The organism is Pseudoxanthomonas wuyuanensis (assembly GCF_900215535.1).
GTDB classification, from domain to species: Bacteria; Pseudomonadota; Gammaproteobacteria; order Xanthomonadales; family Xanthomonadaceae; genus Pseudoxanthomonas_A; species Pseudoxanthomonas_A wuyuanensis.
The window spans coordinates 26931-39051 of record NZ_OCND01000006.1 but is presented as its reverse complement, the minus strand read 5'-3'; the positions used below and the strand labels follow the sequence as shown (position 1 = coordinate 39051).

At 66.3% G+C, this 12121-nt stretch carries 14 protein-coding genes; 11 read left to right on the top strand and 3 right to left on the bottom strand.

Annotation, left to right across the window (positions count from 1 at the left end):
* The first annotated feature begins 87 nt into the window (after nt 1-87).
* Nucleotides 88-657: an NADPH-dependent FMN reductase gene (locus CRO39_RS12810; protein ID WP_097122352.1), complete on the top strand. Its 570-nt coding sequence runs from the start codon at nt 88-90 to the stop codon at nt 655-657.
* On the opposite strand, the gene ubiM is transcribed toward CRO39_RS12810, so the two are convergent.
* Both ubiM and ygfZ read right to left on the bottom strand, forming a co-directional pair.
* Nucleotides 652-1842 carry a 5-demethoxyubiquinol-8 5-hydroxylase UbiM gene (ubiM, locus tag CRO39_RS12805; RefSeq protein ID WP_097122351.1) on the bottom strand — a complete coding sequence of 397 codons (1191 nt, stop codon included), beginning with the start codon at nt 1840-1842 and terminating at the stop codon, nt 652-654. The two genes, CRO39_RS12810 and ubiM, sit on opposite strands and share 6 nt — an antisense overlap.
* 113 nt (nt 1843-1955) lie before the next feature.
* Complete coding sequence (gene ygfZ / locus CRO39_RS12800) at nt 1956-2831, bottom strand: CAF17-like 4Fe-4S cluster assembly/insertion protein YgfZ (RefSeq protein ID WP_176520204.1); 876 nt, start codon at nt 2829-2831, stop codon at nt 1956-1958.
* Nucleotides 2832-2870: 39 nt separating this feature from the next.
* On the opposite strand from ygfZ, the gene CRO39_RS21295 reads away from it, so the two are divergent.
* The 10 genes from CRO39_RS21295 to CRO39_RS12750 all read left to right on the top strand — a co-directional run bounded on the left by CRO39_RS21295 (nt 2871) and on the right by CRO39_RS12750 (nt 11395).
* The gene (locus CRO39_RS21295; RefSeq protein ID WP_097122350.1) at nt 2871-3053 is read left to right on the top strand and encodes a DUF1674 domain-containing protein; all 183 of its coding nucleotides are present in this window, start codon (nt 2871-2873) and stop codon (nt 3051-3053) included.
* Between the two features lie 57 nt (nt 3054-3110).
* On the top strand, nt 3111-3503 hold the full coding sequence (gene sdhC / locus CRO39_RS12790) for a succinate dehydrogenase, cytochrome b556 subunit (protein ID WP_097122349.1): 393 nt from the start codon (nt 3111-3113) through the stop codon (nt 3501-3503).
* The gene (gene sdhD, locus CRO39_RS12785; RefSeq protein WP_097122348.1) at nt 3500-3883 is read left to right on the top strand and encodes a succinate dehydrogenase, hydrophobic membrane anchor protein; all 384 of its coding nucleotides are present in this window, start codon (nt 3500-3502) and stop codon (nt 3881-3883) included. Before sdhC ends, sdhD begins: the two co-directional genes overlap by 4 nt.
* Nucleotides 3884-3888: 5 nt before the next feature.
* Entirely contained in the window at nt 3889-5679 is a 1791-nt protein-coding gene (gene sdhA, locus CRO39_RS12780) for a succinate dehydrogenase flavoprotein subunit (RefSeq protein ID WP_097122347.1), read from the top strand.
* 106 nt (nt 5680-5785) lie between these two features.
* Nucleotides 5786-6568, top strand: a complete 783-nt coding sequence (locus tag CRO39_RS12775; RefSeq protein WP_097122346.1) for a succinate dehydrogenase iron-sulfur subunit — start codon at nt 5786-5788, stop codon at nt 6566-6568.
* A gap of 120 nt (nt 6569-6688) precedes the next feature.
* Nucleotides 6689-6931: an FAD assembly factor SdhE gene (locus CRO39_RS12770; protein ID WP_097122345.1), complete on the top strand. Its 243-nt coding sequence runs from the start codon at nt 6689-6691 to the stop codon at nt 6929-6931.
* Between the two features lie 25 nt (nt 6932-6956).
* Nucleotides 6957-7334 carry a hypothetical protein gene (locus tag CRO39_RS12765; RefSeq protein ID WP_238394715.1) on the top strand — a complete coding sequence of 126 codons (378 nt, stop codon included), beginning with the start codon at nt 6957-6959 and terminating at the stop codon, nt 7332-7334.
* Between the two features lie 42 nt (nt 7335-7376).
* Entirely contained in the window at nt 7377-8624 is a 1248-nt protein-coding gene (locus CRO39_RS12760; protein WP_097122343.1) for a lipoprotein-releasing ABC transporter permease subunit, read from the top strand.
* Nucleotides 8625-8694: 70 nt separating this feature from the next.
* The gene (gene lolD, locus CRO39_RS12755) at nt 8695-9393 is read left to right on the top strand and encodes a lipoprotein-releasing ABC transporter ATP-binding protein LolD (protein ID WP_097122342.1); all 699 of its coding nucleotides are present in this window, start codon (nt 8695-8697) and stop codon (nt 9391-9393) included.
* Between the two features lie 4 nt (nt 9394-9397).
* Nucleotides 9398-11395, top strand: coding sequence for a hypothetical protein (locus tag CRO39_RS12750; RefSeq protein ID WP_097122341.1), 1998 nt, complete (start codon nt 9398-9400; stop codon nt 11393-11395).
* On the opposite strand, the gene CRO39_RS12745 is transcribed toward CRO39_RS12750, so the two are convergent.
* On the bottom strand, nt 11370-11921 hold the full coding sequence (locus CRO39_RS12745) for a hypothetical protein (protein WP_097122340.1): 552 nt from the start codon (nt 11919-11921) through the stop codon (nt 11370-11372). The two genes, CRO39_RS12750 and CRO39_RS12745, sit on opposite strands and share 26 nt — an antisense overlap.
* Between the last annotated feature and the right edge of the window lie 200 nt (nt 11922-12121).

The following is a 12121-nucleotide window of genomic DNA, read 5'->3' as shown; positions in this document are numbered from 1 at the left end:
CCCGCCGGGCCGGTTCGGGCGCGGAATTGACATCCCGCTTACAGGTGTCCGGCATAGTCTGTGCGGACATTCCACGGGAGCCGTTCCATGGCAAAGCTCAAGATCGCGGTGTTCGTCGGCAGCCTGCGCAGGGAATCCTTCAACCGGAAGCTGGCCAGGGCGGTGGAGAAGCTGATGCCGGCGGAGTTTTCGTTCGATTACATCCGCATCGATCATCTGCCGCCGTACAACCAGGATTTCGACGAGAACTATCCTGCCGAGTGCATGCAGCTGAAGCGGCAGATCGAAGCGGCCGACGCGCTGCTGTTCGTCACCCCGGAGTACAACCGTTCCATTCCGGGCGTACTGAAGAACGCGGTGGATATCGCCTCGCGTCCGTGGGGCGCCAATTCCTTCGCCGGCAAACCGGGCGCTGCCATCGGCATCTCGGTCGGCGCTACCGGCACCGGCATGGCGCAGCAGCATCTGCGCAATGTGCTGCTTTATCTGGACATCGCGCTGATGGGGCAGCCGGAAGTCTACGTGCAGAACAAGGACGGCCTGTTCGACGACGACGGCAACATCGGCAACGAGGGCACGCGGAAGTTCCTGCAGGGCTTTGCCGATAGGTTCGTCGCCTGGGTCAATGCCCATCCAGGACGCCAGGGCGTGTCATGACGCCCGTTGCGGTTGGCCATCGTCCAGCAGCTTTTCGGCCAGCGCACGCCGGAACGGGGTGACCCGGGAAGCGGCGCGCAGCGCCAGCGTCCTCAGCCAGTGCGCCGGCGGGCGGTCGTCGGTATACAGGCCGGCGATCGCCCGGGTGGCCAGGTACAGCGGCAGCGTGCCCCGCCGGTGCTGGCGCTGGTAGCGCGCCAGCAGGGCCGGGTCGGCCAGGTCCTTGCCCTGCCGCTGGGCGGTACCGATGGCCGCGGCCAGCCGTTCCACGCTGGCCAGCCCGAAATTGAAACCATGCGCGGTGACCGGATGCATGCCCACCGCGGCATCGCCGACCAGCGCCAGGCGGCAACCGACGAAGCGGCGCGCATAGACGCCAACCAGCGGGTACAGGTGGCGGCTGCCGTCCAGCGACATTTCGCCCAGCCGCTGTTCGAAGCGGTCCTGCATTTCCTGGCCGAAACGTTCCGCCGGCAGCCCGGCCAACCGTTGCGCTTCTTCGCCGGTCACCGTCAGCACGATCGAGGCGTGGTGTTCCTGCAACGGCAGCATCGCCCGCGTCTGTCCGTGCCCGAACCACTCCCAGGCAATGCGCCCATGCGGCAGCGCGTGGCGCATCCGGCATACCAGCATGGTCCGGCCGAAATCGTGCATGTCGGCCTGGATGCCGAGCGCGCGCCGGGTTTCGGAGAAGCGGCTGTCCGCAGCCACCAGCAGGCGGCACTGCAGCCGTTCTCCGTTGGCCAGTTCGACGCCCGCTTCGTCGGGACCGGTACTGACGCGTTCGATCTGCGCTTCGCTGTAGACGGCGATGCCCGGAGCCTGCGAAACCGCTTGCCAGGCGGCCCTGCGGATCTGCTGGTTGGCGACCAGGCAGCCCAGCTGTTCCTGCGCTACCAGCGCACTGTCGATACGAAGCACCGGCGCGGTATTCCGGTCCATCACCTGTGCGCCCTGCAACGGGAACACCGTATCGTCCGGCAGATGTTCCCACACGCCCAGCGTCTTCAGGATCCGCACAGAGGCGTGGGTCAGCGCGATTTCGCGGCCGTCGTAGCCCGGCTCGGCCAGCGCCTGCGCCGGCAGGCGCTCGACCAGGGCCACGTCCAGCGCCTGGTCGGCCAGCGCCCTGGCCAGGCACAGCCCCGCCGGGCCGGCGCCGACGATGACGACATCGTGTTTCATGGAACCTCACCTTGCAGCGGCAGATGAGGACAGTTTGCGCAGGTGCCGCATCGGCCGAAATGACCTGGATCAATGCTGCGCAACATTAGCGCCGGCCGCACGGCCGACGCCGATCAGCGCGCCAACCCTTCCTGCAACGGAATTTCGTCAAGCCCGCTGCCGCCGCAGCTCAGCGGCAGCGGTTCGCGGTCCAGCGGCAGCACCGCCAGGGCAAGCGCTCCATCGGCCGAGGCGCTGACGATGGTGCCGATATCGCGCGCGCCGTCGCTGACGGCGGCACCCGCCCGCAACGGCATCCGGGCGCGGAACAGCGCCAGCCCGCGCTTGGCCTTGCCAAGGAAGTGCGTGCGGGCAACGATCTCCTGGCCGGGGTAGCAACCCTTCTTGACGCTGTAGGCGCGCAGCCGGTCCAGCGACAGTTGCTGCGGCGTCCATTGTTCGCGCTGCGCTGACGGCAGGCGCGGCAAACCGTGGCGCAGATCGAACGCCTGCCACCGTTGCGCCAGCGCCTCATCGTCGCCGTCGCCGTCGCCGGCGGCCAGCGACCGGCTCAACCGCAGCGTACGGCCACCGCCATCGGCGCCGAAATCCAGTTCCAGACCGTCCTCCAACACGCCGATTTGCGCATTCCGGGCCAAAGCCGGGGGGGAGAACGCAGCGGAAACCCGCAGATCGGCAGGGACGGCGATCTGCAACTTTCGTCGAAAGACGAAGCGCCGCAACTGCTCGGCGAACAGCTCCGCCGGATGGTCAGGCAACACCAGAAGCAGCTTGTCGTCGGAGGCCTTGACCAGCGCAAACACCGCAATTACCCGGCCTTTCGGGGTCAGCCAGGCATTCCACTGCCAATGCCCGGGGGCCAGTGCGGCCACGTCGTTGGCGAACTGGGCATGCGCGAAGGCGGTCGCGTCCGGCCCGTCCAGCGCCACGATGCCGTGGTCCGGAACGGCGAAGAATCGCGCCAGGGTAGGGGAAAGGTTGTCAGCCAAGGGGGCGGGGATTAAAATTTTGTGCGTTGCGAGAATCACATGATAGGCCAAACCCCTTCCATTCCAGACTCCGGATCCGAAACACAGTTGTCCAATGGCGAGGTTTTGCCGGTGCCGACAGTGCGGAAGGAAAAGGCGCCAGCCGAAATAGGCGGGCGCGTCGGTCCCGAGCCGACGCGTTATGGGGATTGGGAAAAAAACGGACGCTGCATCGATTTCTGATCCAGCATTGAGCCAACGCGGTCGCACGACCGCCCAGCCGAGAAACGAGCCCAGCGAATGGCGACCCGAGAACGTCCGCTTTCCCCCCATCTGCAGGTCTACCGCTGGCAGATCCAGATGGCCACCTCGATCCTGCATCGAATCACCGGCATCTTCCTGGCTTTCGGCGCGCTGGTCATCGCCGCCGGGTTGCTGACCCTGATGATGGGGCCGGAAGCCTGGACCTGCTTCAGCGGCATCGCCGCGGCCTGGTACGGCCAGTTGTTCCTGTTCGCCTGGACCTGGGCCTTCGCCTACCACCTGTGCAACGGCATCCGCCACATCGTGCAGGACTTCGGCCACGGCTTCAGCATTCCCGCCTTCGTGCGCAGCAGCTGGCTGTCGGTGTTCGGCAGTCTGGTCATTACCGTGCTGGTCTGGGCTTATGTGCTGGCCGGAGGTGGCGTATGAACAAGTACCGCACTCCATTGAAGAATGTGCGCGGCCTGGGCGCGGCCAAGACCGGCACCGAGCATTTCGTGCTGCAGCGGCTGACCGCCACCGCGCTTGTGCTGCTGGCGATCTGGTTTCTGGTGTTCGTGCTGAGCCTGGTCGGCGCCGACTATGCCGCCGCCGCCGAGGCGGTGTCCAAGCCGTGGAACGCGGTGCTGCTGGTCGGCTTCCTGGTCGCGATGTTCTGGCATGCGCAGATCGGCCTGCAGGTCGTGCTGGAAGACTACATCCACAACTCGCTGCTGGCCCTGGCGTTGCAGGTCTCGGTGAAGTTCGTCGCCGTGCTTGGCGCGATCGTCGGTATTTTTGCGGTGGCCCGCATCGCGCTAGGGAACTGAACCAGATGTCTGCCTACAAGATTACCGAACACAAGTACGACATGGTCGTGGTGGGCGCCGGCGGCGCCGGCCTGCGCGCGACCTTCGGCCTGGCCGCCAAGGGCCTGCAGACCGTCTGCCTGACCAAGGTGTTCCCGACCCGTTCGCATACCGTCGCCGCGCAGGGCGGCATTTCCGCTGCCCTGGGCAACATGGGCGAGGACGACTGGCGCTACCACTTCTACGACACCATCAAGGGTTCGGACTGGCTGGGCGACCAGGACGCCATCGAGTACATGTGCCGCGAGGCGATTCCGGCCATCATCGAGCTGGAGCACTACGGGGTTCCGTTCTCGCGCACCGAAGAAGGCAAGATCTACCAGCGTCCGTTCGGCGGCATGACCACCAGGTTCGGCGAAGGCCCGCCGGCGCAACGCACCTGCGCGGCCGCCGACCGCACCGGCCACGCCATGCTGCATACGCTTTACCAGCAGTCGCTGGCGCACGATGCGCGTTTCATGATCGAGTACTTCGCGCTGGACCTGATCTTCGACGAAGAAGGCGTCTGCCGCGGCGTGCTGGCGCTGGACATGGCCGAAGGCTCGCTGCACCTGTTCCGCGCCCATGGCGTGGTGCTGGCCACCGGCGGCTATGGCCGCGCCTACTTCAGCGCCACCTCGGCGCATACCTGCACCGGCGACGGCGGCGGGCTGGCGTTACGCGCCGGACTGCCGATGCAGGACATGGAGTTCGTGCAGTTCCACCCCACCGGCATCTACGGCGCCGGCTGCCTGATCACCGAAGGCGTGCGCGGCGAAGGCGGCATCCTGCGCAACAGCAATGGCGAGCGCTTCATGGAGCGCTACGCGCCGCACTACAAGGATCTGGCCTCGCGCGACGTGGTCAGCCGCTCGATGACCATCGAAATCCGCGAAGGCCGCGGCGTCGGCGAGCACAAGGATCACATCCTGCTCGACCTGACCCACCTGGGCCCGGAAGTGATCAACGAGAAGCTGCCCGGCATCGCCGAAAGCGCGCACATCTTCGCCGGCGTGGACGTGACCAAGCAGCCGATTCCGGTCATTCCCACCGTGCACTACAACATGGGCGGCATTCCGACCAACTACCACGGCGAAGTGGTGCGCAAGGTCGGCGACAACCCCGACGCGGTGGTGCCGGGCCTGTATGCCATCGGCGAAGCGGCCTGCGTGTCGGTGCACGGCGCCAACCGGCTGGGGTCCAACTCGCTGCTGGACCTGGTGGTGTTCGGCCGCGCGGTGGCCAACCGCTGCGCCGAGACCATCAAGAGCGGCGCCTCGCACAAGCCGCTGGCCGGCGATGCCTGCGACAAGGCGCTGTCGCTGCTGGACAAGCTGCGCAACGCCAATGGCGACACGCCGACGGCGGTCATCCGCGACAACATGCAGCGCACCATGCAGTCCGACGCGGCGGTGTTCCGCACCAGCAAGACGCTGAAGGAAGGCTGCGAGAAGATGGCGCAGGTGTTCGATTCGTTCCAGGACGTCAAAGTCAGCGACCGTTCGCTGATCTGGAATTCGGACCTGATCGAGACCTACGAGCTGAACAATCTGCTGCTCAACGCGGTGGCCACGATCAATTCGGCCGAACAGCGCCACGAGAGCCGCGGCGCGCATGCGCACGAGGATTTCCCCGAGCGCGACGACGTCAACTGGCACAAGCACACGCTGGTCAACGTCGACGAGCAGGGCAGGTGCAGTTTCGATTACCGCCCGGTGCACATGTACACGTTGAGCAAGGACGTGGACGTGGTGCCGCCGAAGCCGCGCGTCTACTAAAGCCGTGAATGGTGATTCGTGATTGGTGATTCGCCAGGCGCCTCAGGTGCCGCGACCCGCTTCTTCGAATCACTAATCACTCATCACGCATCACGGATTTAAAGCCATGGCCGAATTCGCACTCCCGAAGAACTCCCGGATCCAGAAGGGCAAGCATTTCCCCGCGAAAGGCGCGAAGAACGTGCGTACGTTCAAGGTCTATCGCTGGAGCCCGGACGACGATCAGAACCCCCGCACCGACACCTACGAGGTGGATCTGGATGCCTGCGGCCCGATGGTTCTGGATGCGTTGATCAAGATAAAAAATGAGATCGACCCCACGCTGACCTTCCGCCGCTCCTGCCGCGAAGGCATCTGCGGTTCCTGCGCGATGAACATCGACGGCACCAACACGCTGGCCTGCACCCGCGCCATCAGCGACTGCAAGAAGGCCGAGGTGCCGATCTACCCGCTGCCGCATATGAACGTGGTCAAGGATCTGGTGCCGGACCTGACCCATTTCTACGCGCAGTACGCCTCCATCAAGCCGTGGATCCGCACGCAGACGCCGCCGCCGCCGGACCGCGAACGGCTGCAGTCGCCGGAAGACCGCAAACAGCTTGATGGCCTGTACGAATGCATCCTGTGCGCGTGCTGCTCGACCAGCTGCCCCAGCTACTGGTGGAACGGCGAACGCTATCTGGGCCCGGCGATCCTGCTGCAGGCCTATCGCTGGATCGTCGATTCGCGCGACGAGGACACCGGTGCGCGCCTGGACGACCTGGAAGATCCGTTCAAGCTGTACCGCTGCCACACCATCATGAACTGCGCGCGGACCTGCCCCAAGGGCCTGAACCCGGCGCTGGCCATTGCCGAAATCAAGAAACTGATGATGGCGCGCCGCGCCTGATGGGTTATGGGCAAAGTCGGCCGCTGACGCGGCCTGTGAATGGCCGAGCGTACGTTCCGTCGACGGGGAAGTACGCTTGGCGGTGCCGCAGGCGCGACTTTCCCGGTTACTCTTGATCTCATGGATACCGAACTCAAGCGCATCCGCTGGCGCTGCCGGCGCGGCATGCGCGAGCTGGATCAGCTGTTCGAGCGCTACCTCAGCCGCGAATGGGCGGCATCTTCCGACACCGAACGCGGGGTTTTCCTACAGCTGCTGGACTGCGAGGACGATAAGCTCTGGCGCTGGTTCATGGGCTATGAGCAGTGTCCCGATGTCGCGCTCGCATCGCTTATCCAGCGGATCCGTCAGCTGCCGGCTTGAGTGGCGGCCTTCGTGGTGGCTTTCCATGGCCATCGTCCTGCTGGCCGTGCTGGCCGGGTTTTCGCTGCTGGCCTCGGAAACGCCGCGCTGGGCGGCCTGGCCGCTGGCGGTTGGCATGCCGTTCTACGGGATCTGGCGGTGCCGGCGCTATCGCGGGCAGCCCAGACTGGAACTGGTTTTCCCCGGCGACCAGCGCCCGCCCACGCTGCAGGGCAGGGTCTTGGAGGACGCGGACCTGCAATGGCGCGGTCCGCTGGCATTCCTGAGCTGGTGCGACGGTTCCGGCCGCAGCCAGCGGCTGAGCTGGTGGCCCGATACGCTGCCGCCGGCACGCCGACGTGAACTGCGTCTGGCCGCCGGCAGCGGCGGCGCTTCGCGCAAGCGGCCGGCGATGGCACCATAGCCACGGGCCCGACGGGCCAGCCATGCCCATAACCAGGTCCCAATGTTCAAACCCATCCCTGTCGCCATCGGCCTGCGCTACCTGCGCGCCAAACGCCGCAATGGTTTCATCTCCTTCATTTCGCTGGCCTCGATCCTGGGCATCGCGCTCGGAGTGACGGTGCTGATCACCACGCTGTCGGTGATGAGCGGCTTCCAGCGCGAGATCCGCGACCGCCTGCTGCAAATGACCGCGCATGCCACCGTCAGCGGCGCCGGCGAAGCGATGCACGACTGGCCGCATGCGGTGGAAGTGGCGCTGAAGGATCCGCGCGTGGCCGGCGCGGCGCCTTACATCGATTCACAGGCGATGCTGAGCGGCAACGCCGAACCACAGGGCGCACTGGTGCGTGGTGTTGAGCCGGAGCGCGAATCGAGCGTTTCGGTACTGGCGGACAAGATGACCACCGGACGGCTGGAGTCGTTGCGGCCCGGCGAGTTCGACATTCTGTTGGGGCAGGAACTGGCTGCCTGGTTGCGGGTAGGCGTCGGCGACAGTGTACTGGTGACTACCACGGCGCTTCAGCATTCTGCGATGAGCACCGCACCCAGGATCAAGCGCTTCACCGTCAGCGGCATCTTCGCGGTCGGCCACAACGACATCGACCGCAACCTGGCCATCGTGCACATGAGCGATCTGCAGCGGGTGCTGCGGATGGGCGACGGGGTCACCGGCGTGCGCCTGAAGCTGCACGACATGGACCAGGCCTGGAACGTGGCGCGCGAGTTGGCCATCAATCTGCAAGGGCCTTACCGCATCAGCGACTGGACCCGCGAAAACGCCAATCTGTACCACTCGCTGAAAATGGAAAAGACGGTGATGGGCATCCTGCTGTCGCTGATCATCGCCATGGGCGCCTTCAACCTGGTGTCCTCGCAGGTGATGCTGGTCACCGACAAGCAGGCCGATATCGCCATCCTGCGCACGCTGGGCCTGACCCCGCGCGGGGTGATGCAGGTGTTCATGGTGCAGGGCTCGCTGATCGGCATCATCGGCACCGTGGCCGGCGTCATCGGCGGCATCGCGCTGACGATGAATCTGGAACGCATCCTTGGCGTCATCGAGGCGACCTTCAACATCACCTTGTTGCCGTCGGACGTCTACTACATCACCGGCCTGCCATACGACCTGCAGTCCAGCGATGTGGTGATGATCGCGCTGGTGGCGCTGGCGATGAGTTTCCTGGCCACGTTGTACCCGGCCTGGCGCGCGGCCCGTACCCAGCCGGCGGAGGCGCTGCGTTATGAATAGCCGGGAATCGGGAATCGGAAACACCAGCCGTACGGCTGTTGAAAACGGGAAAACGGGGACGCAGAAGCCGATGCCGCACGATGAGGTGATCCGCGCCGAAGCACTGGGCAAGACCTATGCCGAGGGCAAGCTGCGCACGCCGGTGTTCGATGGCCTGGAATTGAGCGTGCACGCCGGCGAAACCGTCGCCATCGTCGGCGCGTCCGGCGCCGGCAAGAGCACGCTGCTGCACCTGTTGGGCGGGCTGGATACGCCGACCGCCGGTGAAGTCTTTGTATCCGGGCAGAAGATGTCGGCGCTGTCCGATGCCGCCCGCGGGCAGTTGCGCAACCGTGCGCTGGGTTTCGTCTATCAGTTCCATCACCTGCTGCCGGAATTCACCGCGCTGGAGAACGTGATGATGCCGGTGATGCTGGGCGGCGCCGAGGCGCCGGCCGCTGCGCAGCGCGCCAAAGCGCTGCTGGAGCAGGTGGGCCTGGGCCACCGCATCGAGCACAAGCCGGGCGAACTGTCCGGCGGCGAACGCCAGCGCGCCGCGGTGGCGCGCGCGCTGGTCAACCAGCCGGCCTGCGTGCTGGGCGATGAACCGACCGGCAACCTGGACGAAAAAACCGCCGCCACGGTGTTCGAGCTGATGCTGGAGCTCAACCGCGCGCAGAAGACCAGCCTGGTGCTGGTGACCCACGACCGCCGCCTGGCGCGCCGGCTGGACCGGGTGCTGGAACTGCACGAGGGCAAGCTGCGGGAATTGGCGCCCGGCGAAGCCTGAGCCGATGGCCTTCAAGATGCCGACGAGCGGTCGCTGGTGGCGGCTGACGGCGGGCGTGCTGTTGATGCACGCCGGCCCGGCGCTTGCAGCTGCCGACACACCGGCCGCCGGCGAAGCGCGGGTGTTTCTTTTCCACGCCTCCGGCTTTCCGGGGTGGGGCGTGGCGGATACGGACGGGCGCCTTGTCCGCGCGCCGTTGACGCCATTGCGCCGCGTGGCGCCGGATCGCTGGTTGGCCAGCGACTACGACGCCAGCGCCGAGATCTGGCTTGACGATCGCGGCAATGAGATGGCGCGCATGCAAGGCGCCGACGTCGAAGACGAACCGCTTCCGCAGCACCCTTCCGGCGAACGCGATTACCGCGGCGCGCTGTGGCCGGTCGTCCGCAACGGCGACACCAGCCTGGTCGACGCCAATGGTGCAGTGGCGATGCCGTGGCAGCAGGGCTACGGGCAGTGGCGGCTGACCATCCATCCCGAGCGCATCGTCTGGGTGCCGCAGCGCGGGCCGGAAACGATCCTGGCCTGGCACGGCAAACCGGCGCTGCAACTCGGCGAGGACGAGATGCGCGTGTCCGGCCCGTTCCGCGAGCGCTTGCTGTACTGGATCTGCGACTACGCGCGCGAACGCCCTTGCCAGTTGCGCGACGAGCAGGGCGGGGTGCACCTGGAAGGCGACTGGGACGATTTGCGGGCGATGGACGACGGCCGGTGGCTGGCGCGTGGCGGCAATACCTGGGCGGTGCTGGATGAGCGCGGCAATCCGCAGGGCGCACTGCGCTACCTGGCGGGCAGCTATTTCCCGCGTCTGCGCAGCGGCGCAAGCGATCGCCTGGAGGAAGACTGGCCGATGGCGGTGCGGGCATTCCGCTTCGCGGATCTGCAGGCCGCACTGGCCGTGGTGGAGGCAGGTGGAGAAGCGGTGGAACCGGTAATGACCGAGGGCCTGCTGCAGCGCGACGGCAGCTTCCATCCATTGCCCGAAGGTTACGGCTACCCGGTTCGAATCGTCCCGGGCCGCTGGCGGGTGAGCCGCGCGCAGGGACAGGATGATGATGGCCGGATCATCGATGACCGGGCCGCACCGGTGTTTGCGCTGGGTCATGACAATGTGCAGGCCGTCGACGGCCGGCCTGATGTGCTGGTGCGCTATCCGCAGGGCGGCGCAGCCGGGCGGCCGGGCTGGTCGCTGGTGGATCGCGACGGCAAGGTGTTGTTCCACCACCCTGCGGTGACCGAACTGAGGAGCCGGGGGCCGGGATTTGTCGGAAGCCTGGAGGGACAACGACGGATCTGGGTGGCAGCCGATTTCCGGCATTGGCTATTGCCGCCGGACAGCGACATCCGCGAAGTCGATGCCGGGGGCCGCCTGTTGCTGGTCGCCACCGGCGAAACCATGCGCCTGTTCAACACCGGCACGGGCGGCTTCGTCGGTGCGGCGTTCGATCATGCCGAGCCGCCCAGCGAAGGCTGGCTGGTCTTCAATCGCGCAGGCTATTACGGCCTGATGGATGCCGACGGCAATGAAGCGCTTGCGCCGCGGTATTACCAGGTCAAGCCGTGGGGAGCGGACCGCTGGTGGAGCCGGGGGCAGTTGGGCGAGCACGAATACCTGCGCCTGCACGGCGCCGACGGTGCGGTGCTGTTCGCCCGCCGCGATGGCAGTCTGCTGGACCTGCCGCGCGAACGCGAGCTCGATGGCGTTGCCAGTCCGGTGGCGAGCATCGTCGGCAAGTCCTACCGGACTGCGCAAGGCAGCTACTTCGTCCAGCAATGGATCGACCGGCAAGGGCAGACGGTGTTGATGGCGGCGCAGTGCCCCGGTGCCGATCCGGATTCGGTGCTGGCCAATGGCGCCGGCCTGCTGATGGGGAAAGGCTGGCCGCAACCGCTGTACCACGGCGGCGAATGCGAACTGCCCGAGTCCGTCCGCGCGGAACTGGATGCCCGCCCGGCTGAAGCCGTCCCGTCGGCGGTCAGCGCATGGTCGGCTGGATGGTGATGACCTTGACGTCGAAGTCGTCGCAGCCGTTGGAGGCGCCCTTGCAGATGCCGTTGATCCATACTTCGCCGTTGCCCAGCATCACGCCCTGCCAGTTGACCAGCACGTTGGTGTAGCGGGTATCCGCAATCGCCTTGGCGATGGCAGGCGTCATGATCCTGTCGTAGTCGGCGATGAATGCCTCTTCGTCGTTGACGGCAGTCTTGCGGCCATCGATTTCCACGTCGATGGGATAGTCGACCAGGGCCGCCACCGCGGCGCTGTCGTTCGCGGCCACCGCCTGCTGGAGGGATTCGATGACGGCCCGGTAGCGGCTGTGATCGCCCAGGATCTCATCGATGGACCTGTCGACCTGCGCCGCGCCGGCTTCGTCCACCGGGCCCGTATTGCCGGCAGGCACAGCGGCAGCAGCGCCGTCGCCGGCCGTGGCGGAGGCTTCCGCCGCCGTGATGGGGGCGTTGGCCGGCTTGTCGCAAGCGCTCGACAGCAGGCAGCTCAGGACGATGGCAATGGCGGCAGGCTTCATGTCGGTTCTCCTTCGGCTGCTCGCATTTGACCACAGCCGGGCAACGGCCGCAGGGGGCGGAAAGCGCAATCTGGAGACGGCTGGTTATCGGAGAGGCTCAGGCAAGGCTTTATCGCGACTCGCCTGGCTGCCAGGGTGAGGCAGGTGGTTCGTTGGCGGAAGGATGCGCCGCGTCCCGGTCTTGCGCGTTTGATGCAACG

Excerpts from the sequence above, each read along its gene's own strand:
- CRO39_RS12750 (WP_097122341.1), top strand. The coding sequence starts at position 9,398 with ATGGCCTTCAAGATGCCGACGAGCGGTCGCTGGTGGCGGCTGACGGCG.
- ubiM (WP_097122351.1), bottom strand. The coding sequence starts at position 1,842 with ATGAAACACGATGTCGTCATCGTCGGCGCCGGCCCGGCGGGGCTGTGC.
- CRO39_RS12770 (WP_097122345.1), top strand. The coding sequence starts at position 6,689 with ATGGATACCGAACTCAAGCGCATCCGCTGGCGCTGCCGGCGCGGCATG.
- CRO39_RS21295 (WP_097122350.1), top strand. The coding sequence starts at position 2,871 with ATGATAGGCCAAACCCCTTCCATTCCAGACTCCGGATCCGAAACACAG.
- sdhD (WP_097122348.1), top strand. The coding sequence starts at position 3,500 with ATGAACAAGTACCGCACTCCATTGAAGAATGTGCGCGGCCTGGGCGCG.
- sdhC (WP_097122349.1), top strand. The coding sequence starts at position 3,111 with ATGGCGACCCGAGAACGTCCGCTTTCCCCCCATCTGCAGGTCTACCGC.
- CRO39_RS12765 (WP_238394715.1), top strand. The coding sequence starts at position 6,957 with ATGGCCATCGTCCTGCTGGCCGTGCTGGCCGGGTTTTCGCTGCTGGCC.
- CRO39_RS12775 (WP_097122346.1), top strand. The coding sequence starts at position 5,786 with ATGGCCGAATTCGCACTCCCGAAGAACTCCCGGATCCAGAAGGGCAAG.
- CRO39_RS12745 (WP_097122340.1), bottom strand. The coding sequence starts at position 11,921 with ATGAAGCCTGCCGCCATTGCCATCGTCCTGAGCTGCCTGCTGTCGAGC.
- CRO39_RS12810 (WP_097122352.1), top strand. The coding sequence starts at position 88 with ATGGCAAAGCTCAAGATCGCGGTGTTCGTCGGCAGCCTGCGCAGGGAA.
- CRO39_RS12760 (WP_097122343.1), top strand. The coding sequence starts at position 7,377 with ATGTTCAAACCCATCCCTGTCGCCATCGGCCTGCGCTACCTGCGCGCC.
- sdhA (WP_097122347.1), top strand. The coding sequence starts at position 3,889 with ATGTCTGCCTACAAGATTACCGAACACAAGTACGACATGGTCGTGGTG.
- lolD (WP_097122342.1), top strand. The coding sequence starts at position 8,695 with ATGCCGCACGATGAGGTGATCCGCGCCGAAGCACTGGGCAAGACCTAT.